The following is a 25,327-nucleotide window of genomic DNA, read 5'->3' as shown; positions in this document are numbered from 1 at the left end:
AGCCGAAGGCGGCTTCGAACGAACTCCGGCTGGCCAACGTGTCGCCGAAGGGGGTTCCGACCGCACCCCGGCTGGCCAGCGTGTCGCCGAAGGCGGCTTCGAACGTACCCCGGCTGGCCAGCGCGTCGCCGAAGGGGGTTCCGACCGCACCCCGGCTGGCCAGCGTGTCGCCGAAGGTGGCTTTGAACGCACTCCCGCCGGCCAGCGTGTCGCCGAAGGTGGCGCAGACCGTCTGCGGGAAATCCAGCAACGCGCTTGAGCCCCGACGCTAGCCCCAAAACGAAACAGCCCCGGCAAATGCCGGGGCTGTTTCGTTACGCCAGACCAGTATCAGAAGATGCTGATCGGGTACTCGACGAAGATACGAACGTCGTTGCCGTCGTCGTTGTAGCCATTCTGCTGGACAGCATTGTTGGTGCGCAGCCACGAAGCACGCAGGCGAACCGACAGGTCCTTGGCCGAGCCTTCCTGAACCACGTATTTCAGCTGGGTGTAGATCTCACGCTCTTTACCTTCGCCAAAACCTTCCGGGTTGGTCACGGTACGGGTGTTGATGTTGTCACCCACCACGTAAGCGAGCCTGTAGGTCAGGCCAGGTGCGCCGAAGGCACCGAAGTCCAGACCGTAGCCCAGCTGCCAGGAACGCTCGTCTTCAGCGTTGAAGTCGGACCAGTAGGAGTTGGCCAGGTAGATGGTCGAGCCACCGTCGCTGGTGCCGAAGTTGTTCTTGTACCAGCCGTAGTTGTAGCCGGTGTCACCGGTGCTGCGCTGGTGCGCCAGGGTGACCGAGTGCGGGCCGAAGGCGTAGGTAGCTGCCAGGCTCCAGATGGTGTTGGAGTCACCGGTCAGGGTTGCGTGTTCCACGTACTTCTTGTCGATGTCCGACTTGTAGCCGTTGAAGTCCAGGGTCAGGGACTGATCGCTGGACAGCGGGAAGACGTAGTTCAAGCCCAGGTAGTGCTTCTTCATCACGTCTTCGTTGTCTGCGGTGTACAGCGACGCGGTGAAGTTGTCGGTGAACTTGTAGCTACCGCCGAGTACGGCGATCGATTTCAGGCCGCCACTGTCGTGGCCCTGGGCGCTCTTGCGCGCTTGCTGGGTGAAGCGACCGGCGTTCAGCTCCAGGCCTTCGATTTCCTTGGAGGTCACCATGGCACCGGTGAAGCTCTCTGGCAGCAGACGGCTGTCGTCGTACTGCAGCACAGGCAAGGCCGGCATCATGTCACCGTACTTGAGCACGGTGTTGGAGACGCGGAATTTGATGGCTGCGCCAGCACGGGCGAGGTCGTTGGCCGCAGCGCTTTTGCCGTCGGCGTCGACAGTGTTCTCACGCTTGAAGAAGTCGATACCGCCACCGCCGTTACGACCCTTGCCGCCGTCCAGACGGATGGCGTACAGGCCGAAGGCGTCGACGCCCACACCCACGGTGCCTTGGGTGAAGCCCGAGGAGAAGGTGCCGATGAAGCCCTGGCCCCACTGGCTCTGGTCGTCGGTGTCGTGCTTCTTGTCACGCTTCATGTAGACGTTGCGCAGGAGGACGTTGGCGTGGCTGTCCTCGATGAAGCCCTTGCTTTCGGCCTGGTCATTGGCCTGTGCCTGGGTCGCGGCGATGAGTGCCAGTGCGACCAGGCTGATCCGGGTGTTAAGCATTTTATTTTCCTTATTTCTTATCGGAACGCTCTGCGATTTAAAACGCCAGGAAACCAACGCCCCTTCGTAGGTTCGACGCTATGCGGATCCAAACTGAAAGACCCGCCGTGGGTAACAGCGGGCCTGTGCAGCAGCATGGCCAGATCGTGGCCAGCAGGCGTTGGAGCGAATCCTAGCCGCGCCTGCTTTCCAATGTCAAAAAAACGTGAAATGAAGGTTGATATAACTAAATTCACGCGCCTGGCTGGTGCAATTTCATGCCTACAGCCCTGCGACAGGGCATTCCTTCTCTTTTCGGGACATTCGTACAACAAACGCACCAGTCTGGTGCTTGACAAAAATCAGCCTAAGGTAGCCCCGTAATAACTAGTTACATTTTGAAACAAACATCGTAAGGAGCCCTTACAAACACCCAAGCAAGAGTAAATAGCACGCATTATCATTCGCATCCTTTTCCTGCCACCCTACTTTGGATGCTTGTAATGCATGCTCCCTGCCGCCTATCTCCCCTGACCTTGGGCCTGTCGCTGCTGTTCAGCGCGGGCCTGGCCAGCGCAGCCACCACCACCCTGCCGGAAACCTCGGTCACCGCCGACACCGATCGCGAACGCGACAACCCACGGGTCAAGGAGGTCAGCACCGCGACCCGCACCTCCACACCCGCGCGCGATGTGCCACAAGCCATCGATACCGTAAAGACCAGCAACGTACTGGACTACGGCAGCAACAGCCTGGGCAAGGCACTGGAAGGCATTCCCAACGTCAGCAGCGGCGCCGACACGCGCTTCGACAGCGTGCGCATTCGCGGCTTCGATGCCAGCAACGACTTCTACCTCGACGGCATCCGCGACGACAGCCAGTATGTGCGTGACATCCACAACATCGAACGCATCGAGGTGCTCAAGGGCCCGGCTGCGGTGTTGTATGGCCGTGGCAGCCAGGGCGGTATCGTCAACCGAGTCAGCAAGGCGCCCGAGCATGGCCGCCGCTCGACCCTCGAAGCCCAGGGCGGCAGCGAAGACCTGCGCAGCCTGTATGCAGATCTCAGCGCCGACCCCAGCGACAACATCAGCCTGCGCCTGAACCTTGGCAACCAGGACAACAACAGTTTCCGCGACGGCGTGGATGGCAACCGCCAGTTGTTCGCGCCGTCCATGAGCTGGCAACTGACGCCGGACCTGAACTGGCTGGTGCAATACGAATACAGCCGCTTCAACCGCACCCCGGACCGTGGCATCCCCGGAGTCAACGGCCGCCCTGCCGACGTTGGCCGCGACACCACTTATGGCGACACCCAGCGCGACTTCATCGACGACCGCGCGCAGTCGCTGCGCTCGCGCCTGAACTATCAGCTCAACGACAACTGGCAGCTGCGCCACACCCTGGGCCTGTTCAAGCTCGACAGCGAGTTCGACAATACCTACCTGACCGGCTACAACGCCGCCACCAACCGCGTCACCCGTCAGCGCTGGCAGCAGGACCTGAACACCCGCAACCTGTTCAACAACCTCGAGGCCGAGGGTAACGTCAGTACCTGGGGCCTGGAGCACACGCTGCTGGTGGGCCTGGAGTTCGGCAACCAGCGCCGCGACCCCACCCTCTACACCGCCGCCACCAGCGGTCCCGGCTTCCAGACGGTACCTGCCCTGGACCTGAACAACCCCAACCGCAACCTGCAGCACAACGGGCGCATGGCGGTGTCGAGCAACAATCACACAGTGGTCGACAGCCGCGGTATCTACCTGCAAGACCAGATCCGCCTGAACGAACAATGGCAGGTGCTGGCCGGCGTGCGCTTCGACCAGTTCGAGGTGGACACCACCAACAAACTGCGGGGTATTTCCGAGAAGCAGGACAACAACGGCACCAGCCCGCGCCTGGGCGTGGTCTACTCGCCGTGGCGTGAGCACTCGTTCTACGCCTCCTGGAGCCGCACCTTCTCGCCAGTGGGCGGAGGCCTTATCGGCATCACCCCAGGCGCCACCGGCAACACCAACGACACCCGCCCCGAGCAGACCCGGCAGAAGGAAATCGGGTTGAAGAGCGACTGGTTCGACGAGCGCCTGAGCACCACCCTGGCGCTGTACGAGCTCGAACTGTACAACCGCCGCACCACCGACCCGAACAACCCCACCATCACCCTGCTCACCGGCTTGCAACGCTCGCGTGGCGTGGAGCTGACCGCCGTCGGCAACGTGGTCGGCAATTGGTATGTACGAGGCGGCATCGGTATCCAGGACGCCTCCATCGTCAAGGACAACAACGGCCAGGAAGGCAACCGGGTGAACAATGTGGCGCGGCGCAATGCCAGCCTGTTCGTGACCTGGAAGCCAGAGCTGGGCTGGTATGCCGAGACCGGCTTGACGCTGGTCGGCGACCGCTACGCCGACACGCAGAACACCACGGTGTTGCCGGGTTATGGCCGCTGGGATGCGCTGGCAGGTTTCCGTACCCACGACTGGGACGTGCGCGCGGCGCTGAACAACATCGCCGACAAGACCTACTACACCTCCGCCACCAGCGCCGCGCAGATACAGTTCGGCGACCCGCGCAGCCTGGTGGTGACGGGTACCTATAGCTTCTGACTCAAACCCACAGGTTGACCGCTGTGCTTGAGAGCGACGCACCACCTGTGGGAGCGAGTTCACCCGCGAACACCGGCAAAGCCGGTGCCATACACCGCGGTGTTGCCTTCGCGGGTAAACCCGCTCCTACAGGGACCGTGTGCACTCTCAACCATTCACCACAAACAAAAACGCCACCGCATTTGCGGTGGCGTTTTTTTGCCGGGTTCCGTCCCGTTCAGTGCCAGACAGCCATCAGTGCTTCCAGCTCCGCCTCGCTTATCAACCCTTGCGGATATCGTCCATCAAGCAATCGACGTGTATCGGTCGTCCTGACCCGACAGCTTCCATGGTGCTTCAACCACTGCGCTACCACCTTCAGCGACTCATGGTTCATCCCCGATGTTGGCAAAGCCGACTCACTTGCTGCTCTCATTTCCACGTACTCCCCCGGCCGTGAGCGGCTAACTTACTTGGGTTTTGTTACAGAACGGCTTTTTAGGTATCCGCTTGAAACACGAGGGAAAAGAAATACAAGAGATATGCCAGCACGCTTCGCCGATCGTCAGCTGGCACAAAAAAACCCGTCAAACGACGGGCTTCTTCGAACCGGCTGCTCAGCGCCGCACAGGCGCTGGTTGCTGTTGGGTCAGGCAATGGATGTTGCCGCCGCCCAGCAAAAGCTCGCGCCCAGGAATCATGATTACTTCGTGGTCGGGGAAGACCTTGGCCAGGATCGCTCTGGCCTGGGCATCTGCCGGGTCATCGAAACTCGGGGCGATGATGCCGCCATTGACGATCAGGAAGTTCACGTAGGAACCCGCCAGGCGTACGGAGGGGTCGCGCTCCTGGCTGCCGACCACGTGATCGACACCGGCACATTCTTCCTCGGTGGCGTAAAGCGGCCCAGGAATGGGCATCTTGTGCACCACGAACTCGCGTCCCTTGGCGTCGCGGCTGTTCTTCAGCACCTCGTACGCCGCGTGGCAGCGGGCGTAGTTGGGGTCGTTGGAATCATCGGTCCAGGCCAGTAACACTTCGCCCGGGCTCACGTAACAGCAGAAGTTGTCGACATGGCCGTCGGTTTCGTCGTTGTACAGGCCATCGGGCAGCCAGACGATGGTGTCCACCGCCAGGTGATCGCGCAGCACCGCTTCGATCTGCTCGCGGTTCATATGCGGGTTGCGGTTGCGGTTGAGCAAGCATTCCTCGGTGGTGATCAGGGTGCCTTCGCCATCGACATGGATCGAACCGCCTTCGAGCACGAAGCCTTCGGTGCGGTAGCGCTGGCTGCGTTCCATTTCGAGGATCTTGGTGGCCACCTCTTCGTCGCGGTTCCACGGCGCATACAGCCCGCCATCGAAACCACCCCAGGCGTTGAAGCCCCAGTCCACGCCCCGTACTTCGCCGTGGTCGTTGATGACGAAGGTGGGTCCGGTGTCGCGTACCCAGGCGTCGTCGCTGCTGATTTCCACCACGCGAATGTTCGGCACGTCGAGCTGACGACGGGCGTTTTCGTACTGGCCGGCGGAAACCGCCACGGTCACCGGCTCGAAGCGTGCGATGGCCTTGGCCAAGGTGACGTGCGCGGCCTGCGCCGGCTTGCCGCCCAGGCGCCAGTTGTCCGGGCGTTCGGGCCAGACCATCCACACCTGGGTCTGCGGCGCCCACTCGGCGGGCATATGGAAGCCATCGGCGCGTGGAGTCGAGTTGAGGGTTTTCATGGGTAACCTCTGAAGGCCCGGCCAGCAGTGCCAGGGGTTTTGGGTGGAATGGCAGCGCTGGCCCACGATGGGGCCAGCGAATGCGACCAATTTAACCGATAAATATCGACCTTGAAAGCGCGATTTCTGCGGATAAAGGTAGGTTATCGAAAGTTAAGCCGATATGAATCGACTTAAAGATCCTCACAGAGAATTCGATCAACGCTGTCCACAAAGTAGTCCACGCTCGCCCGGGTGGTACACATCGGCGGCTTGATCTTCAGGATGTTCAGGTAGTCGCCGGTCGGCTGCATGAAAATGCCCAGGTCGCGCAAGCGGTTGCACAAGGCCATGGTCTCCTCGGTGGCTGGCTCCAGGGTCTGACGGTCGCGCACCAGCTCCAGGCCCAGGTAGAAGCCCGAGCCATGGGCCGCGCCCGCCAACGGATGTTTATCGACCAATGCCTGCAAGCGCGCCTTGAAGTAACGGCCCACGTCGCGGGTGTTGTCCCACAGGCCTTCGTCGCGCATCACATCGAGCACGGCCATGCCGATGCGGCAGCTGACAGGGCTACCTCCCGCAGACGAGAAGAAGTAGCCCTCGGCCTCCAGCGCCTCGGCAATCTCGCGACGGGTAATCACCGCGCCCAGCGGCTGGCCGTTGCCCATGCCCTTGGCCATGGTGATGATGTCCGGCACCACGCCCTGCTCCTCGAAGCCCCAGAAATACTCGCCCAGGCGGCCATAGCCCACCTGCACCTCGTCAGCGATGCACACCCCGCCGCGTGACCGCACCTTGGCATAGGCCTCGCGCAGGTAGCCGGTCGGCAGCGAAATGCCACCGGCGTTGCCGTAGACCGGTTCGCAGATCATCCCCGCCAATTGGCGGCCACGGGCATCGAGGTCGGCGAGCTTGGCATCGACATCGCGCAGGTAGTCACCAGCGCTGTCGGCACCGCGGTAACGCCCGCGGAAGGTATTGGGCGCCTCCACCGGGTGTACCCAGTCGGGCCGGGTTTCCAGGGCCTGCGGGTTGTCGGCGATGGAGGTGGAAATGGCATCTGTGGCCACCGACCAGCCGTGGTAGGCCTCCAGCACGCTGAGCAGGTCGCGCCCGCCGCTGTAGGCCCAGGCCAGACGTATGGCCAGGTCGTTGGCCTCGGTACCGCTGTTCACCAGGAACACCCGGTCGAAGCCCTCGGGCGCCAGCTCCAGCAGGCGCTCGGAGAACTCGGCGATGGCCGCGTAGTGGAAGCGCGAGTTGGTATTGAGCAGCGACCACTGGCGCGCCGACTCGGCGACCATGCGCGGGTGGCCATGGCCCAGGGTCGCGACATTGTTGAGCATGTCCAGGTAGGACCGGCCCTGCATGTCGATCAGGTAATTGCGCCAGCCGCGCTCGATATGCGGCGGCTGCGCGTAGTAATGCTTCTGCGAGCGGGCGAAGCTGGCATCGCGCCGCGCCAGCAGCGCCTGGGCATCGGCCAGCGGCTCGGCGTCGCAATCGAAGCCCAGCAGTGCCGCAGGCGACGGGCACAGAGCCAGCCAGGCCTGGGCACGGGAGGGCGTGGCGAAGAATGGCGGCTGGCTGCCTGGCTCCAGGCACAACTGCACGCCGAGGAAGCCACAGGTACTGCCGAGCGCCTGGCCCTTGGCGAGCACCTGGCCATCCTCGGGCGCCGCCTCCAGGCCCCTGAGCCACATACTCCACTGCGCCGTGCGCAGGCAGCCACGGCCATCGCCGGTGCGTTCCCATACACCCGCCTGCGGGACCTGCAAGGTTGTGCCGGGTGCCAGGTTCAGCTCAACGCCCAAAGCGCAGGTGGCGGGCTCTTCGGCGCGGTCGATATGCGTCTGCGACAGGCGGTACTGGCCGTGCAGGCTGCTGGCCGGTGCAGGCTGGGAGGTCAGCAGGCGCTGGTCGAAACCGGGTTGCTCCCAGTTGCCGGCTGCGCAATGAGGGCTGAGTACGCCCAGGTCGACACGCGTCACCGCCTGCCCTGCCAGCTCCGGCAGCAACGCGGCGCAGTCGGAGAAATCCACAGCCTGCGGCGCGATGCCCGCCGACTGGAGGATCGCCGCCTCCATCAGTGCCGCAGGTACGGCACAGGCAGTGTCGAAAATTTCCCATTCATGGGCGATGTTGTCGCGGGTGTACTGGTTGTGCGGGTCGACGGCCAGTTGCTGTTCGCTGCTCAGCACCAGTACCGCCGCGCGGTTGAGCACCAGCGGCCACAGTGCACGCAACTCGGCCTCGGCCAGCGGGTTGACCGCCTGGTAGGCGCTGACCGCCGCCAGGATGCGCAGCGGGTCGCCCTCGGCATGGTGCAGCAGCGCAGCGCAGGTTACCGACAGGTCGGCAATGCGCCAGGTGCGCGACAGGTCGCCGAAGTCGATCACGCCCTGCAACTGCCATTGGCGCTGCTCATCGCGCGCCCACACCACGTTGTCGTCGGTGATATCGAGGTGCACGGCCTGGCTGGGCAGCTCTGCGACCAGCGGTTTCAGGCGCTCACAGGCCTTGCGTGCGACCTGCTCGACGCGCTTGCGCCGGGCGGCGTCGGTAATGACCGGCAGCAGGTGCTCGATCAACGCCTCGGCATGACGCGGGTCCCACTGCAAGGTGCGTTCGAGGCCGGGGTGGTCGAAGCCCTCCAGCGCCTTGTCGAGCCGGGCGCACAACGCGCCGAGCTCGGCCATCAGCCGGGCGGGCATGTGCTTGAGGCGGGTCAGGGGCTGGCCATCGATATATTCGAGCACGCGCGCGCGCAGCGGCTGGCCGTCGAGCTCCAGTGCCAGCAAGTGTTGGCCGTTCAGCGACGGGCGCACAGCCGGGACCGGCAGGCCCTGCTCGCGCAGATAGGCCAGCGCGGCATGCTGGGCCTGAAGCTCCTCCTCGGCATAGCTGCCGTGGCAGACCTTGAGCACGTAGCGGCCCTGATCGCTGTCCAGCCGGTAGTTCACGTCCTGCTGGCTGCCCAGCGCCTGCAAGGCACCGCTAAGATCGTAATGCGCCTGCAACAAGGCGTGGGCCTGTGCTTCGCCAAGCGACGGGCTGGGCTGGCTGGAGCGCTGGATCAGGGTGTGCAGGAGCATGAAAAGGAACCTCGGTTTTTTTGCGCTTATATCGCCACCGACGCTGCCGATATACAAGAGGCAGGCGACACAAAGCGACAGCCCTGGTGGTTGTTATTGCGATCGTCAAGCGACAAGCTAGGCGCCAACCGGCGTTGAGCCAGATTCATCGTGAGGCAGGTTTCAATGCGTATCCTTATCACCGGCGGTGCAGGCTTCATTGGCTCGGCGCTGGTGCGCCACCTGATTGTGGAGCGCTTCGGCCGCGGCTTCGCCTGGCTTGATACAGGTACCCACGACAGCCTGCTGGAAGCCTCGCAGTACGTCCAGACCATCGAGCACCGCCAGGGGCTTAAAGTGGCGTGCCTGGAAGAGATCGCCTTTCAGAAGGGCTGGATCAGCCGCCAGCAGGTGCTGACAAAGGCCACCGAGTTGAAGAAGACCGGCTACGGCCAGTACCTCCACAAACTGGTCGAAGAAGCCCTATGAACATTGTCCACACCGAGATCCCAGAGGTCCTGATCGTCGAACCCAAGGTGTTCGGCGACAGCCGTGGTTTCTTCTTCGAAAGTTTCAACGCCCGTGAATTCGCCGCCGAGGCGGGCTTCGAGGCAGGCTTCGTACAGGACAACCATTCCCGCTCGAGCCAGGGCGTGCTGAGGGGCCTGCACTACCAAGTGGAAAACCCGCAAGGCAAGCTGGTTCGCGTGGTGCAGGGCGAAGTGCTCGACGTTGCAGTGGACATCCGCCGCAGCTCGCCCACCTTCGGCAAATGGGTGGCTACCCGCCTGAACGCCGCCGACCACCGCCAGTTCTGGATTCCACCCGGCTTTGCCCACGGCTTTCTGGTGCTGAGCGAGTCGGCCGACTTCCTCTACAAGACCACCGACTACTACAACCCCGCCGCCGAGCGCTGCATCCGCTGGGACGACCCGGACCTGGCCATCAATTGGGGCCTGCGCGAACCGCCGAAGCTGTCCGCCAAGGATCAAGCCGGTGTACGGCTGCGCGACACCGAGCTGTTCCCATGAAGATTCTCGTGTGCGGGGCATCACGGCCAAGTGGCGCAGGCCCTGCAAACCGAGCTGACGGGCCTTGGCGAGGTACATGCACTGGGCCGCAGTCGGCTCGACCTGGCCCACCCCGAGCAACTGCGCGAACCCTTGCGCCAGCTGGCCCCCGACCTGATCGTCAACGCCGCGGCCTACACGGCCGTGGACCAAGCCGAGAGCGAGCCGAACCTGGCCTTCGCCATCAATGCCGAGAGCCCACGTGTGCTGGCCGAGGAGGCGGCGCGCCTGGGCGTGCCGCTGATCCACTACTCCACCGACTATGTGTTCGACGGCGCCAAGCCCACCCCCTACGACGAGGACGACACCCCCAACCCGCTAGGCGTCTACGGCGCCAGCAAGCTGGCCGGCGAGCGGGCCATCGCAGCCGTTGGCGGCGACCACCTGATCCTGCGCACCAGCTGGGTGTATTCCCTGCATGGCCGCAACTTCCTGTTGACCATGCAGCGCCTGTTGCAGGAACGCGAACAGCTGCGCGTGGTAGACGACCAAATCGGCGCGCCGACCTGGGCAGTCAGCCTGGCCAGCAGCACCCGCGCCCTGATCGAGCGCTGGCAGGCTGGCCAGGCAGGGGCTTGGGGCACATACCACCTCACAGCCCAAGGCCATATCTCGTGGTTCGGCTTCGCCCAGGCCATAGGCCAGCACCTCAAGGCCCAGGGCCTGCCCTGTGCCGAGCTGCTGCCGATCCCCTCGAGCGACTACCCGACCCCGGCGCAAAGGCCACTCAACTCGCGCTTGAACTGCTCGCGCCTGGCCCAGCAATGGCACGTCACCCTGCCAGATTGGCGCCAGGCGCTGATCGACTGCTTGAAGTAGCGCATAATCGCCTCAGACTTTTCTGATGCAGCCTGTGATGACTTCGACTCCAATCGCTTCGCGACGCCCGCGCTGGCGCAGCCTGGCCCTCTTGGCCCTGTGCCTCGCCCCGCTGCTATGGCCTCTGCATCACCTGGCCGAACGCTACTACCAGGACCAACTGGCTTCGCAGAACCGCCAGACCCTCGACCTGTACGTCGCCAACCTGCTCGGCACCCTGCACCGCTACGAGACCCTGCCGCAGATCCTCGGCGACCTGCCGGCCCTGCGCGGGGCGCTCGCCGACCCGTTCCGCCTGGAATCGGTAACCAACGCCAACCGCCTGCTCAAGCAGATCGCCCAGCAGACCGGCGCCGAAGTCATGTACCTGATGGACGTCAGCGGCAACACCCTCGCCGCCTCGAACTGGGACAAGCGCGACAGCTTCGTCGGCCGTAACTTCGCCTTTCGCCCGTACTTCATGGAGGCCATGGAAGGCCGCCTGGGGCGTTTCTTCGGCCAGGGCACCACGTCGGCCAAGCGTGGCTACTTCTTCGCCGCCGCCGTGCGCGACCGCGACCGGGTGGTGGGCGTGCTGGTGGTCAAGGTCGACCTGGACCACACCGAAACCCTCTGGGGCCGTACCCCCGAACAATTGCTGCTGACCGACCAGAACGGCGTGGTGGTCCTGACCTCGCGCGCCGAATGGCGCTTCCGTGCCACTCGCCCGCTGAGCGAGGTCGAACGCAAGGCGATGATCGCCATCCAGCCCTACCCGACCCAGGCGCCGCAGCCACTGAACCTGGACCCTGCCGCCTGGCTCACGCAAACCCGCGACATCCCGGAAACCGGCTGGCAGGTGAGTATTCTTGCGCCGCGCACCCTGGTCGACCGCTCGGTGCAGACAGTCATGGCCATCGGTGGCGGCGCGCTGCTGGTGAGCCTGCTGCTGGCAGGCCTGGTGATGCAGCGCCGGCGCCACTACATGGACCGCATCGACTTCGAGGCCCATGGCCGCCAAGAGCTGGAAAAGCGTGTGGCCGAGCGTACCTCGGACCTGGAATGGCTGAACAACCGCCTGAAGAACGAAGTGCTCGAACGCGAGCAGGCCCAGCAGGAGCTGGTGCGCGCCCAGGACGAACTGGTGCAGGCCGGCAAGCTGTCGGTGCTGGGCACCATGTCGGCGAGCATCAGCCATGAACTCAACCAGCCGCTGGCGGCGATCCGCAGCTATGCCGAGAACGCCGAGATCCTGCTCGACCACCAGCGCACCGAGGATGCTCGCGGCAACCTCAAGCTGATCGGCGAACTCACCGGGCGCATGGCCTCGATCATCGCCCACCTGCGCGCCTTCGCCCGCCGTGACCGCCACGCACCGGAAAGCGTGGCCCTGCAACCGGCGCTGGACGACGCTCTGGCGCTGCTGGCCAAGCGCCGCCGGGCCATGGCCGTGGAGCTGGTACGCGACCTGCCCGATGCCACCCTGTGGGTTCAAGCCGGCGAAACACGCCTACGCCAAGTGCTCGGCAATCTGCTGGCCAACGCCCTCGACGCCCTCACCGAAAAAGCCAACCCACGCAGGCTGTGGCTGAGTGCCGAAAAGCGTGACGACCACGTCTACCTGTACATTCGTGACAACGGCCCCGGCTTCACCCGCCAGGCACTGGAACATGCCAAGGAGCCGTTCTTCACCACCAAGACCCGGACCCAGGGCCTGGGGCTGGGCCTGGCCATCTGCGAGAGCCTGATGCGCGCCCTCGGTGGCGAGCTGCTGCTGGGCAACCACCCCGAGGGTGGCGCCCTGCTCACCCTGCAGCTACGCGTGGCCAAGCCCGGTGCCAACCTGCAACCCTCGGAGGACCCCTCGGCATGACGACCGAGACACAGTTCGACAGCCACACCCAGGTCATCCTGGTCGACGACGATCCGCACCTGCGCCAGGCCCTGAGCCAGACCCTGGACCTGGCAGGCCTGAAGGTCGCGACCCTGGCCGACGCCCAAGGCCTGGCCGAACGCATCGAGCCCGACTGGCCGGGCGTGGTGGTCAGTGACATCCGTATGCCCGGCATCGATGGCCTGCAACTGCTCGAACAACTGCACGGACGCGACAACGAGCTGCCGGTGCTGCTGATTACCGGCCACGGCGACGTGCCGCTGGCGGTGCAAGCCATGCGCGCCGGGGCCTACGACTTCCTGGAGAAGCCCTTCGCCAGCGACGCACTGCTCGACAGCGTGCGCCGCGCCCTGGCCCTGCGCCGCCTGGTGCTGGACAACCGCAGCCTGCGCCTGGCCCTGAGCGACCGCCAGGAGCTGTCCACCCGCCTGGTGGGCCACTCGCCAGCCATGCTGCGCCTGCGCGAGCAGATCGGCGCCCTGGCCGGCACCCGCGCCGATGTGCTGATCCTCGGCGAGACCGGGGCGGGCAAGGAAGTGGTGGCGCGTGCACTGCACGACCTGTCCAGCCGACGCGACGGCCCGTTCGTTGCCATCAACGCCGGCGCCCTGGCCGAGTCGGTGGTCGAAAGCGAGCTGTTCGGCCACGAGCCCGGGGCCTTTACCGGCGCGCAGAAACGCCGCATCGGCAAGTTCGAGTTCGCCAACGGCGGCACGTTGTTCCTCGATGAAATCGAAAGCATGAGCCTGGACGTGCAGGTGAAGCTGCTGCGCCTGTTGCAGGAGCGAGTAGTGGAGCGTTTGGGCGCCAACCATCTGATCCCGCTGGATATCCGCGTGATCGCGGCGACCAAGGAAGACCTGCGTCAGTCCGCCGACCAGGGCCGCTTCCGGGCCGACCTCTACTACCGCCTGAATGTCGCACCGCTGCGCATCCCGGCGCTGCGCGAGCGCGGCGACGACATCCTGGTGCTGTTCCAGCACTTCGCCGACGCTGCCGCCGAGCGCCATGGCCTGCCGCCCCACAGCCTGCAACCGGCGCAGCGGGCGATGCTGTTGCGCCACGCCTGGCCGGGCAACGTGCGCGAATTGCAGAACGCCGCCGAACGCTTCGCCCTGGGCCTGGAACTGGCCCTCGATGGCCAGGACGCCACCCGCAATGCGCCTGACGAGCAACTACGCACGGGCAACCTGAGCGAACAGGTCGAACACTTCGAGCGCTCGCTGATCGCCGCCGAGCTGGCTCAGCCGCACAGCTCCATGCGCAGCCTTGCCGAAGCCCTGGGCATTCCGCGCAAGACCCTGCACGACAAGCTGCGCAAGCATGGCCTGAGCTTTGCCGACGGCGCAGGGCAGGACGATCACGAGGACAACCGCCCATGAGCACCGACAGCCATTACCTGCAAACGGTGTTGCATGGCGATATCCCGCTGACCCGCGACATGGGCCTGCAAGTCCTCGACTGGCAAGGCCAGTGCCTGCGCCTGCAACTGCCGCTGGCGGCCAACGTCAATCACAAGAGCACCATGTTTGGCGGCAGCCTGTATTGCGCGGCGGTGCTGGTGGGCTGGGGCTGGTTGCACCTGCGTTTGCGCGAGCTGGGGATCGACGACGGACATATCGTCATCCAGGAAGGGCAGATCAGCTACCCGCTGCCAGTCACCGGCGCCGCCGTGGCCCGCTGCGTGGCGCCTGATGAGAAAGCCTGGGAGCGGTTCCTGGCGATGTACCAGCGGCGCGGGCGGGGTCGGTTGACGTTGGAGACGACCGTGAGCAACGAAGGGAGTGAGGAGGCTGCAGTGAAATTCAGCGGGCAGTACGTGCTGCATCGCTGATCGAGCATTGCGGCGAATGGCCAGGCCTGCGTCCTGGTTCGCGGGTTAACCCGCTCCTACAGGATTTTTTGGAGCGGGCTTGCCCGAAGGCGTCAATACATTACGGGCCGATGTGTTGCTTTAAAAATGCCTCACGCCACACCGCAGCACTCGGCAACGCCAGGAAGAACGGGTTGAGCAGCGATTCACGTGGCGGGTAGCGGAACGGCTGGCCGTCCACCTCGATCACCTCGCCACCCGCTCCTTCCAATACCCCCTGGGCCGCAGCGGTATCCCACTGCGAAGTCGGCGCCAGGCGCGGGTAGCAATCGGCCGAGCCTTCGGCCAGCAGGCAGAACTTCAGCGAGCTGCCGATATTCGCCAGCTCCAGCTCCCCCACCGAAGCAGCCAACCCTGCCAGCAACGCCTCCTGCTGCGGGCTGGAATGGCGGCGACTGGCGACCACGGTGAAGCGGCCATCGGCAGGCGGGGTGTTACGCACCTTGATCCCTTCACCCTGACCGTCCACTTCGGTACGCCAGGCACCCAACGCACGCCCACCGAAGTAGCAACGGCCAGTGGTCGGCATGGCCACCACGCCGAACACCACCTCGCCGCGCTCGATCAGCGCGATGTTGACGGTGAACTCTTCGCTGCCGACGATGAACTCCTTGGTGCCATCCAGCGGGTCGACCAGCCACCAGCGCGTCCAGGCCTGGCGCTCGGCCAGGGCGATGTCGCAGTCTTCCTCGGACAGCACCGGGATATGCGGTGCCAGCGCACGCAAGCCATCGTCGATCAGCCGATGGGCAGCCAGGTCGGCAGCGGTCACTGGCGAGTCGTCGGCCTTGTTGGTCACCGCCACGTCGGCACGCCAGAACGGCAGGATCGCCTCGCCCGCCAGACGCGCCAGGTTCACCACTTCATGCATCAGTTGCAGGTCGTTCATACGCTGAGTACTCCACGCTGGACCAGCAGGTCGCGCGCCAGGTACAGCGCCGCCAGCGCCCGACCTTCGCTGAACTGCGGGTGCATGGCCAGGGCCGACAGCTCGCGCAGGTTGACCTTGTCCACGCGCATCGGCTCGGGTTCGTCGCCTTCGAGGCGTTCTTCATACAGGTCAGTGGCCAACACCACCTGGATCTTCTGGCTCATGTAGCCTGGCGACAGCGACAGCTCGGTCAGGTGCTCCAGCTGTCGGGCGCCGAAACCGGCTTCTTCCTTGAGCTCGCGATCGGCTGCGGCCAGCACGTCCTCGCCGGGCTCGATCAGCCCCTTGGGCAAGGACAGTTCGTACTCGTCGGTACCGCCGCAGTACTCCTCGACCAGCACCGCGTGCTCGGCATCGAGCATCGCCACGATCATCACCGCACCATAGCCATTGCCACGTCCCACCAAGCGTTCGTAGGTGCGCTCGTTGCCGTTGGAAAAGCGCAACTGCACGGACTCGACGCGAAACAGACGGCTACTGGCGACGATCTCGCGGCTGAGTACGGTGGGTTTCTGGCGCATGGGGGCGGCTCCTTGGCGTGAACGGAGTACTATACCGTGGCGCACGGCCTATCGAGAATTTCCAATGTCCGCTCTACCCTGGTCCACCATCGATACCGTCCTGCTCGACATGGACGGCACCCTGCTCGACTTGCACTACGACAACCGTTTCTGGCTGGACCACCTGCCCCAGCGCTATGCCGAGCTGCATGGCGTGAGCCGGGCCATGGCCGAGCTGGAGCTCAGGCCACTGTTCGAGCGCCATGCCGGCACGCTGAACTGGTACTGCCTGGACTTCTGGAGCCGCGAGCTGAAGTTGCCGATTCGCGAGCTCAAGCGCGAGATCGCCGAGCTGATCGCCCTCAAGCCCGATGCCGACACCTTTCTGGCCGCGCTGCGCCAAGCCGGCAAGCGCGTGGTGATGATCACCAACGCCCACCGCGACTCGCTGTCGCTCAAGCTCGAGCGGGTGGAGCTGGCGCCGTACTTCGAGCGGCTCATCAGTTCCCACGACTACGGCTTCCCCAAGGAAAGCCCGCAGTTCTGGGACGCCCTGCATGCCGACATCGGCTTCGTGCCGCAACGCAGCCTGTTCATCGATGACACCCTGGCGATTCTGCGCAGCGCGCAGCGCTTCGGCGTTGGCCACCTGCTGGCGGTGCGCAAGCCCGACAGTCAGGCACCGGAACGCGACACCCAGGAGTTCGCGGCGGTCGAGGATTACCGGGCGTTGCTGACAGGTCTTTGACCCCTGTAGATCGTGCAGGAGCGGGCTTGTCCGCTCCTGCAGGGTAAGTGCTCAACCGCTGCCACAGGTGGCAACAGCCAGCACTTCAGTCAGGAATACGCAGTACCTGCCCCGGATAGATCTTGTCCGGGTGCTTGAGCATCGGCTTGTTGGCCTCGAAGATCTTGTTGTACTGGTTGGCATCGCCATATTCGGCCTTAGCGATGGCGCTGAGGGTATCGCCCTTCTTCACCGTGACGAACCGTGCCGACTGGGCCACCGGCCCGGTGACGGTGATCTGGTCGTCGACCGAAGCCACACCGGCAATGTTACCGGCCGCCAGGATGACCTTCTCTTTCTCTTCCTGGCTTGCCACCTCGCCCTTGAGAACGATCGTGTCACCCTCCACGGTGGCGCTGATGGCTGGGTTGCCCAGGCCGACGCTTTCCACATGCTTCTTCAACTGCTCCTCGGCATTGGCATTGCCAGGCGTCAGCAGGTCGATCAGTTTTTCACCGGCTTCCTTCACGAAACTGAACAGGCTCATGACGTACTCCTTGTTTAGCGGTGTGCGGGAAGTTCGAGTCTAGGCCAGGTTGGGCCAAGCCGCCCCGGTGCGACCAATCGACGCGGTCTATCACCGCATAGAACCTAGCGATTAGACGCCAGCCCCCCACAGGCCTAGGCTTGTGCAAGTGAAAAAACCGCCGGTAACCCGCCCGATGAACAGCAAGCCACCGGTCTGCGCGGCGTCTAATTCGATCTCCCTGCCTGACGCCAGCAACACCTATGACTACGTCCAGCTCACCGACCAGGCGAGCGACCGCACGCCCCTGGCCGAAGAAGTGGCCCTGGCCATCGTCTACAACGGCCTGAACCAGGCGGTGATGCTGGTCAGCCCCACCGACCTCGAAGACTTCGCGGTCGGCTTCAGCGTGGGCAGCGGTATCGTCACCGGCACCGAAGAAATCTACGACGTGAAGCTCTCGGGCAGCGGCGCGGCGCTGTACGCCGACCTGGAAATTTCCAGCCGTGCCTTCTGGAACCTCAAGAACCAACGCCGCCAGTTGGCCGGTACCAGCGGCTGCGGCCTGTGCGGCGTGGAAGCGCTGGAGCAGGCACTACCCGAACTCGAGGTGCTGCCCGGTGCCCCCCTGCCGCCAGCCGCCTGGCTCCACGACCTGCGCCAGCGCATCGACGCCTTCCAGCCCCTGGGCCAGCACTGCGGCGCGGTACACGCCGCGCTGTTCATGGACCGCAACGGCGAACTGCTGCTGGGCCGCGAAGACATCGGCCGACACAACGCCCTGGACAAGCTGATCGGCGCCCTGCTGCGCCGCGATATCGATACCCAGGGTGGCCTGGCCATCGTGACCAGCCGTTGCAGCCTGGAGTTGATCCAGAAGGTGCTGCGCGCTGGCATCCAGACCCTGGTGAGCCTGTCCGCGCCCACCGGCCTTGCCCTGCAATGGGCACGCAAGCACAACCTCAACCTCATCCATCTGCCCAAACACAGTGCGCCACGGGTGTTCAGCCCTGCGTCGGAGTAGTAGCAGCCGTGACCAAGTTCGAAAAACTACCAGACAACGCCCCCGCTTCCTCCCCTCGCTACAAGCCCTACCCTGGCCCTGCCGGCGGTTGGGGCGCGTTGCGCAGCGTGGCCAAGGCCTGGGTCGGCAGCGACAACGCGCTGAAGAACATCCGCGCCATGCTCAAGACCAACCAGAACGGCGGCTTCGACTGCCCCGGCTGCGCCTGGGGCGACTCGCCCGAAAGCGGCATGGTCAAGTTCTGTGAGAACGGCGCCAAGGCGGTCAACTGGGAAGCCACCAAGCGCCGGGTAGATGCGGCGTTCTTCGCCCGCTACAGCGTCAGCGCGCTGCTCGAGCAAAGCGACTACTGGCTCGAATACCAGGGCCGCCTGACCGAGCCGATGGTCTACGACCCGCAAAGCGACCGCTACAAGCCGATCGACTGGGACAGCGCCTTCGCCCTGATCGCCAGCCACCTCAAGGCGCTGGAGTCGCCCGATCAGGCCGAGTTCTACACCTCGGGCCGGGCCAGCAACGAAGCGGCGTTCCTCTACCAGCTGTTCGTGCGTGCCTACGGCACCAACAACTTCCCCGACTGCTCGAACATGTGCCACGAAGCCAGCGGCGTGGCCCTGGGGCAGAGTGTCGGCGTCGGCAAGGGCACGGTCACCTACGATGACTTCGAGCACTCCGACACCCTCTTCGTCTGGGGCCAGAACCCCGGCACCAACCACCCACGCATGCTCGATCCGCTGCGCGACGCGGTGAAACGCGGCGCCCAGGTGGTGTGCGTGAACCCGCTCAAGGAGCGTGGCCTGGAGCGCTTCCAGCACCCGCAGAACCCCTTGGAGATGCTCACCAACAGCGATCGCCCGACCAATACCGCGTTCTTGCGCCCGGCCTTGGGTGGCGACATGGCGGTGCTGCGCGGCATGGCCAAGTTCCTGCTGCAATGGGAGCGCGAGGCCCAGGCCAAGGGCGAGCCGGCGGTCTTCGACCATGTGTTCATCGCCGAGCACGGCCATGGCGTGGACGAGTACCTGGCAGTGGTCGATGCCACGCCGTGGGAAAGCATCGTCGAACAGTCCGGCCTGGACATGGCCGACATCGAGCTGGCCGCCCGCATGTACGTGCGCGGCAAGCGCGTGATCATGTGCTGGGCCATGGGTATCACCCAGCATCGCCATTCGGTACCGACCATCCAGGAAATGGTCAACGTGATGCTGCTGCGCGGCAACATCGGCCTGCCCGGCGCGGGCCTGTGCCCGGTGCGCGGCCACAGCAACGTGCAGGGCGACCGCACCATGGGCATCAACGAGCGCCCACCGGTGTTCCTGCTCGATGCCATCGAAAAACGCTTCGGCTTCCAGGTGCCTCGCCATAATGGCCACAACACCGTCGAGGCGATCCACGCCATGCTCGAAGGCCGGGCCAAGGTGTTCATCGGCCTGGGCGGCAACTTCGCCCAGGCGACCCCGGATACCGAGCGCACCGCCCAGGCCCTGCGCAACTGCGCACTGACCGTGCACATCAGCACCAAGCTCAACCGCAGCCATTTGATCCATGGCCAGCAGGCGCTGATCCTGCCGTGCCTGGGGCGCACCGACATCGACCAGCAGGCCGACGGCCCGCAGGCGGTCACGGTGGAGGACTCGTTCAGCATGGTGCATGCCTCCAACGGCCAATTGCGCCCGCTGTCCAGGCAGATGCGCTCCGAGCCTGCGGTGGTCGCCGGCATCGCCGCCGCCACCCTCGGCGCGCAGCCGATTGACTGGAACTGGGTGGTGGCCGACTACAGCCGCATCCGCGAGCTGATCGCCGACACCATTCCAGGCTTTGCCGACTTCAACCAGCGCCTGGAACAGCCGGGGGGCTTCTACCTGGGTAACAGCGCCGGCAGCCGCCAATGGAAAACCGCCAGCGGCCGCGCCAACTTCAAGGCCAACCTGCTGCCCGACACCCTGCTCGACGAGCGCGTTCGCGCCAGCGGTCAGGTGCCGGACCTGATCATGCAATCGATGCGCTCGCACGACCAGTACAACACCACCATTTATGGCCTGGATGACCGCTACCGCGGCGTACGCGGCCAGCGCGAAGTGCTGTTCGTCAACGAGGCCGACATCATCCGCCTGGGCTTCCAGCCGGGGCAGAAGGTGGATATCGTCTCGCTGTGGGGGGATGAACACGTACGCCGGGTGAGCGGCTTCACCCTGCTGGCGTTCGACATTCCTGCCGGGCAGGCCGCGGCCTACTACCCGGAGGTGAACCCGCTGGTGCCGCTGGAGAGCATTGGCCAGGGCAGCCACACCCCAACCTCGAAGTTCGTCGCCATCAAGCTCGAAGCGGCACGTGGGGATGGTCGCATCCTCTGATCCGGCGCTAGCGCCAGGCACAAAAAAACCCGGTCTGATGGCCGGGTTTTTTCTGTCTCAAGTATCCTCAGACTCACGAAAAATGAAAAAGTTTCAAAGCAAAAACAATAAGTTAGTGAATTGTGTACAAATCGTGCCAATCGTCGGATTTCCGTTGCAAGCCCCTTTGCAGAGCCTCAAATTCGCCTCGTCTTCCCTTTGAGGCTCTCTTGATGAAGAAGTACTCCTCGATTCTGTTGTTGTCTTTCGGTCTGCTCAGCGGCGTTGCCATGGCAGGCGGCACCACCGAGGCCGGCATTGGCGGCGCATTGGGTGGGGTACTCGGCTCGGTGGTCGGCCAGTCCATCGGCGGCAGCACCGGTTCCGCCATCGGCGCGGGCCTGGGCGGCGCGGCGGGCAGTGCCGTGGGCGCCGACAAACGCCAGCGCGGCGAGGCAGCCATTGGTGGCGCCCTGGGCGCGGCAGGCGGCAACGTGATCGGCCGCCAGGTCGGCGGCACCACCGGCAGCTACATCGGCGCAGCTGCCGGTGGCGGCGCAGGCGGCGCGCTGGGCAACTACCTGGGCAACAAGGCCGACGACGACGACCGCCGCGACCGCCGCTACAGCCGTGGCTACGACGACCGTCGCCATTGGGACCGCGGCCACCACTACGGCCACCGCAAGCACAAGCGCCACTGGCGTCACTGATTCACTCAGCCGCGCGCGTAGCACCTTAGGCCTCGCCCTCACCCGGCGAGGCCTTTGCTTTTACGCAAATGCCTGAGGCTTAAGGGAGACCCCGATATGGAGGCAAGTAGCCACTAGTTATCATCGCACCTTCGAAAAACCACATAAAGGACGCAGGGAATGCGCGCGATCACTGTCGATCCCACACCTTGGCCCTCGCTGTACAAGGCGGCAGGATGACCCTCGGCACCCGCGCGCCCTCGCTCAGCGAAACCACCTATCACCGTATTCGCCAGAAGGTCTTGCAGGCGACAGGTGTGTACTTGGCTGACGAGCGCCGATCGATAGTCGCCACCCGCCTGAACAAGCGCCTGAAACTCCATGGGCTGACAACCTTCGAGGCCTACCTCGACCTGCTCGAACAAGGCCCGCAGGTACACGAGCAGCAGCACCTGCTTGCCTTGCTGACCCCGCGTGACACCTACTTCTTCCGCGAACACCGCCACTTCGAATTCCTCAGCCACTGGCTACCAGGTTTGGGCCACGCGCCACGCCTGTGGAGCGCCGCCTGTGCCACCGGGGAAGAGGCCTGGAGCCTGGCCATGGTCGCCGCCGAGCTGCCTCTGCGACAAGGCTGGCAGGTGCTGGGCAGCGACTACGACAGCAGCATGCTGCAACAGGCCGCTGCAGGCATCTACGACATCGCCCAGGCGCGCTATTTCCCCGACCGCTGGCTGGAGCGACACTGCCTGTACGGTACCGATGACAGCGCCGGTCGTCTGCGTATCAGCCCCGCCCTGAGCGACGCGGTAGTCTTCGAGACGGTCAACCTGATCCACCCCCTGCCCAGCCACCTCGGCAGCTTCGATGTGATCTTGCTACGCAACGTACTTTCCAACTTCAGCGAAGACTACAAGGCCGACGTGTTGTGCCAGGTGCTGGAGCACCTGCGCCCGGGCGGCCTATTGATGATCGGGCACAGCGAAAGCATTCACGGGTTCGACCTGCCATTGCGGCCACTACTGCCGTCGGTGTTCGAACACCTATGAAGAGAAGCACTGCCGCAATGCCCGGCAGACAGGGACTGGTCGCGTGCCCGCGCGGCAGCGCGCTTGCGAGGCCTGCCGCACCCACTTTTCCAGCGAAACAGGCCTTGACCCATGCCCTGCCGAATCCTGCTTGCCGACGACTCGCCCCTGTTCCGCGCCGGCCTGCGCGCGCTGCTTGAGCAGAAGAAAGACTACGCCGTTGTCGGTGATACCAGCGATGGCATGAGCGCAGTGGCCATGGCCGAGAAACTCAAGCCCGATATCATCATGCTGGACATGAAGAGCGACACCCTGGATTGCCAGCAAGTGCTGCAGGAGCTGTTCATCCGCGCGCCCGCTACGCGGGTATTGATGTTCTCCGCACGCTCGGAGCTCGAACATGTGATGAGTTGCCTGCAACTCGGTGCCCAGGGTTTCCTGCTCAAGGACGCCACCGTGACCGAGCTTGAGCAAGCCCTGCAAGCCTTGCGCAGCGGCGGCCAGTACCTGTCTTCTAGCGTGCTGCCGATGGTCATCGCCCAGGCCCTCAAACACAGCCGCAAACGCACGGTCGGCGACGTTCGTTCACCGCTGACCACCCGTCAGTTGGAGATCCTGCGGCTGATCGCCCGCGGCGAGAGCACTCGCTCGATCGCCGACGGCCTCGGTCTGAGCGTCAAGACCGTCGAGGCCCACCGCTCGCAGATCATGCACCGCCTGCACATCCACGATGTGCCAGGACTGGTGCTGTTCGCGGTGCGCGAGGGCATCATCCGCCTCAACGATTGAGCGACAGCCCCGCCAGGGTCAACTGCAAGGTTTCCGGCAAAGCACTGGGCCGGCCGCTGACACGCTCGACGAACACCTGCACTACCGTACCGGCAGCGCAGGCCTCTGGTTCGCCAGGACGGAACAGCGCCAGGCGGTACTCCACCGTGCTGCCCACCAGGCGCGTCACGCCCAGGCCCACTTCGAGCACGTCAGGGAAGCCTGGCAAGGCGAAGAAGTCCGCCGCCGAGCTGACCACGAAACCCGCCAGCTCGCCATCGCGCAGGTCCAGTTCGGCCTGTTCGACGAGGAACGCTTGAATCGCGGCCTCGAAGTAGCCATGCACGGTGGAGCCGGCGACATGGCCATTGAGGTCGTTGTCCTGGGGGCGGGTGAGGATGGGGTGGAAATGGGAGAAGGCGGAGCGTTGGAGGGATTCGGTCATTGGGCCTTCCTGCTGATTCCTGGGCGATGAGGAGCAGCTTCCCACAACGGCTTCAGAACGCCTATGCCGGTTAAAGCAAATTGGGGCTGCAAAGCAGCCCCAATCACGCTAACTGACTGACCAACGCTTACTGCTGTGGACCGGCAGCCTTGATGGCCTCGGAAACCTCGAACTTCTTGAAGTTCTCGGTGAACAGCTTGGCCAGGCCCTTGGCGGCTTCGTCGTAGGCAGCCTTGTCAGCCCAGGTGTTGCGCGGGTTGAGCAGCTCGGTATCGACGCCAGGAACGGCCTTCGGCACATCCAGGTTGATGATGTCCATGTGCTCGGTCTCTGCACCGACCAGCGCGCCGCTCTGGATGGCTGCGATCACGCCACGGGTGGTCGGGATGCTGAAGCGCTTGCCGACGCCGTAGCCACCGCCGGTCCAGCCGGTGTTGACCAGATACACCTTGGAACCGAAGGCATTGATGCGCTTGATCAGCAGCTCGGCGTACTCGCCAGCCGGGCGCGGGAAGAACGGCGCGCCGAAGCAGGTGGAGAAGGTCGACTTGATGCCACCGCCCGAACCCATTTCGGTCGAACCGACCAGAGCGGTGTAGCCGGACAGGAAGTGGTAGGCCGCCTGCTCGTTGTTCAGGATCGAAACCGGAGGCAGAACACCGGTCAGGTCGCAGGTCAGGAAGATGACTGCATTCGGCTCGCCACCCAGGTTGGCCTCGGCGCGCTTGGCGACGTGCTCCAGCGGGTAGGCGGCACGGCTGTTCTGGGTCAGGCTGACATCGGCGTAATCGGCGTGCTTGTTGGCGTCGAGCACGACGTTTTCCAGCACCGCGCCATGCTTGATGGCTTTCCAGATGACCGGCTCGTTCTTCTCGGACAAGTCGATGCACTTGGCGTAGCAGCCGCCTTCCATGTTGAAGACGACGCCCTCGCCCCAGCCGTGCTCGTCGTCACCGATCAGGTAGCGGCTTTCGTCGGCCGACAGCGTGGTCTTGCCGGTGCCGGACAGGCCGAAGAACAGCGTCACGTCGCCTTGTTCGCCGATGTTGGCGGCGCAGTGCATCGGCAGCACGTCAGCAGCCGGCAGCAGGAAGTTCTGCACCGAGAACATGGCTTTCTTCATTTCGCCGGCGTAGCGCATGCCTGCGATCAGCACCTTCTTCTGGGCGAAGTTGATGATCACGCAGCCGTCGGAGTTGGTGCCGTCACGCTCAGGCTCGCAAACGAAGTTCGCGACGTTGAGGATCTGCCACTGGTCGCGACCCGCTGGGTTGAAAGATTCAGGGTTGATGAACAGGCAACGGCCGAACAGGTTCTGCCAGGCAGTCTGGGTGGTCATCTTCACCGGCAGGTAGTGCTCGGCGGCAGCCCCTACGTGAACGTAGGAAACGAAGTGATCCTGGGCGTTGTTGAAAGCCTCGACGCGGTCCCACAGGGCATCGAACTTGTCGGCCGGGAACTTGCGGTTGATCGGGCCCCAGGCGATGGCGGCAGAGGTGCTCGGTTCGTCAACGATGAAACGGTCAGCCGGCGAACGGCCGGTACGGTGACCCGTTTCAACGACCAGTGCGCCAGTATCGGCCAGCACGCCTTCACCGCGGGACAGCGCTTCTTTTACCAGCTCATCGACGCTCAGGTCGGTGTACACGGTGTTGTTGGCTTGCGTCATGAGATACCCCATCCGGCCCGAGGCCGAGTGCTCCAAACGTTTTGTAGTTGCTTGTTTAAAA

The 25,327-nt window shown here is 64.4% G+C and carries 19 protein-coding genes and 3 pseudogenes; 14 read left to right on the top strand and 8 right to left on the bottom strand.

What is annotated here, in order from left to right:
* Positions 1-259: pseudogene (locus RAC97_RS13725) on the top strand (hypothetical protein); the annotation flags it as partial.
* A gap of 71 nt (positions 260-330) precedes the next feature.
* Here RAC97_RS13725 and RAC97_RS13720 read toward each other — a convergent pair.
* Positions 331-1,650 (bottom strand): OprD family porin, encoded by a 1,320-nt coding sequence (locus RAC97_RS13720; protein WP_375098881.1) that lies wholly within the window; start codon positions 1,648-1,650, stop codon positions 331-333.
* A 482-nt stretch (positions 1,651-2,132) separates the two neighbouring features.
* On the opposite strand from RAC97_RS13720, the gene RAC97_RS13715 reads away from it, so the two are divergent.
* Positions 2,133-4,235, top strand: a complete 2,103-nt coding sequence (locus RAC97_RS13715; protein WP_375098882.1) for a TonB-dependent receptor — start codon at positions 2,133-2,135, stop codon at positions 4,233-4,235.
* A gap of 596 nt (positions 4,236-4,831) precedes the next feature.
* Here RAC97_RS13715 and aguA read toward each other — a convergent pair.
* The gene (gene aguA, locus RAC97_RS13710; protein ID WP_375098883.1) at positions 4,832-5,938 is read right to left on the bottom strand and encodes an agmatine deiminase; all 1,107 of its coding nucleotides are present in this window, start codon (positions 5,936-5,938) and stop codon (positions 4,832-4,834) included.
* Between the two features lie 173 nt (positions 5,939-6,111).
* A complete protein-coding gene (locus RAC97_RS13705) occupies positions 6,112-9,012 on the bottom strand; it encodes an aminotransferase (protein WP_375098884.1) in 2,901 nt (966 codons plus the stop codon).
* 222 nt (positions 9,013-9,234) lie between these two features.
* Here RAC97_RS13705 and RAC97_RS13700 point away from each other — a divergent pair.
* The 6 genes and pseudogenes from RAC97_RS13700 to RAC97_RS13675 all read left to right on the top strand — a co-directional run.
* A pseudogene (locus tag RAC97_RS13700) lies at positions 9,235-9,480 on the top strand (glucose-1-phosphate thymidylyltransferase); the annotation flags it as partial.
* Positions 9,477-10,022, top strand: a complete 546-nt coding sequence (gene rfbC / locus RAC97_RS13695) for a dTDP-4-dehydrorhamnose 3,5-epimerase (RefSeq protein WP_375098885.1) — start codon at positions 9,477-9,479, stop codon at positions 10,020-10,022. The pseudogene RAC97_RS13700 and the gene rfbC, both read left to right, overlap by 4 nt.
* A pseudogene (gene rfbD / locus RAC97_RS13690) lies at positions 10,019-10,880 on the top strand (dTDP-4-dehydrorhamnose reductase). Before rfbC ends, rfbD begins: the two are co-directional and overlap by 4 nt.
* Before the next feature lie 37 nt (positions 10,881-10,917).
* Complete coding sequence (locus RAC97_RS13685; protein ID WP_375098886.1) at positions 10,918-12,732, top strand: ATP-binding protein; 1,815 nt, start codon at positions 10,918-10,920, stop codon at positions 12,730-12,732.
* A complete protein-coding gene (locus RAC97_RS13680) occupies positions 12,729-14,135 on the top strand; it encodes a sigma-54-dependent transcriptional regulator (RefSeq protein ID WP_375098887.1) in 1,407 nt (468 codons plus the stop codon). The genes RAC97_RS13685 and RAC97_RS13680 overlap by 4 nt, the downstream gene beginning before the upstream one ends.
* The gene (locus RAC97_RS13675) at positions 14,132-14,587 is read left to right on the top strand and encodes a YiiD C-terminal domain-containing protein (protein WP_375098888.1); all 456 of its coding nucleotides are present in this window, start codon (positions 14,132-14,134) and stop codon (positions 14,585-14,587) included. Before RAC97_RS13680 ends, RAC97_RS13675 begins: the two co-directional genes overlap by 4 nt.
* A 100-nt stretch (positions 14,588-14,687) precedes the next feature.
* Here the strand turns inward: RAC97_RS13675 and cysQ are convergent, their stop codons facing one another.
* Entirely contained in the window at positions 14,688-15,515 is an 828-nt protein-coding gene (cysQ, locus tag RAC97_RS13670; protein WP_375098889.1) for a 3'(2'),5'-bisphosphate nucleotidase CysQ, read from the bottom strand.
* Entirely contained in the window at positions 15,512-16,078 is a 567-nt protein-coding gene (nudE, locus tag RAC97_RS13665; protein WP_375098890.1) for an ADP compounds hydrolase NudE, read from the bottom strand. The genes cysQ and nudE overlap by 4 nt, the downstream gene beginning before the upstream one ends.
* A 64-nt stretch (positions 16,079-16,142) precedes the next feature.
* Between nudE and yrfG the strand changes: the two genes are divergently transcribed.
* Entirely contained in the window at positions 16,143-16,805 is a 663-nt protein-coding gene (gene yrfG / locus RAC97_RS13660) for a GMP/IMP nucleotidase (RefSeq protein WP_375098891.1), read from the top strand.
* Positions 16,806-16,890: 85 nt separating this feature from the next.
* Here the strand turns inward: yrfG and lysM are convergent, their stop codons facing one another.
* Entirely contained in the window at positions 16,891-17,331 is a 441-nt protein-coding gene (gene lysM, locus RAC97_RS13655; protein WP_375098892.1) for a peptidoglycan-binding protein LysM, read from the bottom strand.
* Positions 17,332-17,506: 175 nt separating this feature from the next.
* On the opposite strand from lysM, the gene fdhD reads away from it, so the two are divergent.
* The 5 genes from fdhD to RAC97_RS13630 all read left to right on the top strand — a co-directional run bounded on the left by fdhD (position 17,507) and on the right by RAC97_RS13630 (position 23,173).
* Positions 17,507-18,334, top strand: a complete 828-nt coding sequence (gene fdhD / locus RAC97_RS13650) for a formate dehydrogenase accessory sulfurtransferase FdhD (protein ID WP_375098893.1) — start codon at positions 17,507-17,509, stop codon at positions 18,332-18,334.
* A gap of 8 nt (positions 18,335-18,342) precedes the next feature.
* On the top strand, positions 18,343-20,688 hold the full coding sequence (locus RAC97_RS13645) for an FdhF/YdeP family oxidoreductase (RefSeq protein ID WP_375098894.1): 2,346 nt from the start codon (positions 18,343-18,345) through the stop codon (positions 20,686-20,688).
* Positions 20,689-20,900: 212 nt separating this feature from the next.
* Entirely contained in the window at positions 20,901-21,377 is a 477-nt protein-coding gene (locus tag RAC97_RS13640; RefSeq protein WP_375098895.1) for a glycine zipper domain-containing protein, read from the top strand.
* Positions 21,378-21,592: 215 nt separating this feature from the next.
* Complete coding sequence (locus RAC97_RS13635; protein ID WP_375098896.1) at positions 21,593-22,405, top strand: CheR family methyltransferase; 813 nt, start codon at positions 21,593-21,595, stop codon at positions 22,403-22,405.
* Positions 22,406-22,516: 111 nt separating this feature from the next.
* Positions 22,517-23,173 (top strand): response regulator, encoded by a 657-nt coding sequence (locus tag RAC97_RS13630; RefSeq protein ID WP_375098897.1) that lies wholly within the window; start codon positions 22,517-22,519, stop codon positions 23,171-23,173.
* Here the strand turns inward: RAC97_RS13630 and RAC97_RS13625 are convergent.
* Together RAC97_RS13625 and RAC97_RS13620 are read right to left on the bottom strand one after the other, a co-directional pair.
* Entirely contained in the window at positions 23,163-23,597 is a 435-nt protein-coding gene (locus RAC97_RS13625) for an acyl-CoA thioesterase (protein ID WP_375098898.1), read from the bottom strand. The two genes, RAC97_RS13630 and RAC97_RS13625, sit on opposite strands and share 11 nt — an antisense overlap.
* A 127-nt stretch (positions 23,598-23,724) precedes the next feature.
* Positions 23,725-25,266, bottom strand: coding sequence for a phosphoenolpyruvate carboxykinase (locus RAC97_RS13620; protein WP_375098899.1), 1,542 nt, complete (start codon positions 25,264-25,266; stop codon positions 23,725-23,727).
* Positions 25,267-25,327 lie beyond the last annotated feature (61 nt).

The organism is Pseudomonas sp. LS_2, from assembly GCF_042709235.1.
Taxonomy (GTDB): Bacteria; Pseudomonadota; Gammaproteobacteria; order Pseudomonadales; family Pseudomonadaceae; genus Aquipseudomonas.
The sequence above is the reverse complement of the archived record's forward strand: the minus strand, read 5'-3'. Positions and strand labels throughout refer to the sequence as shown.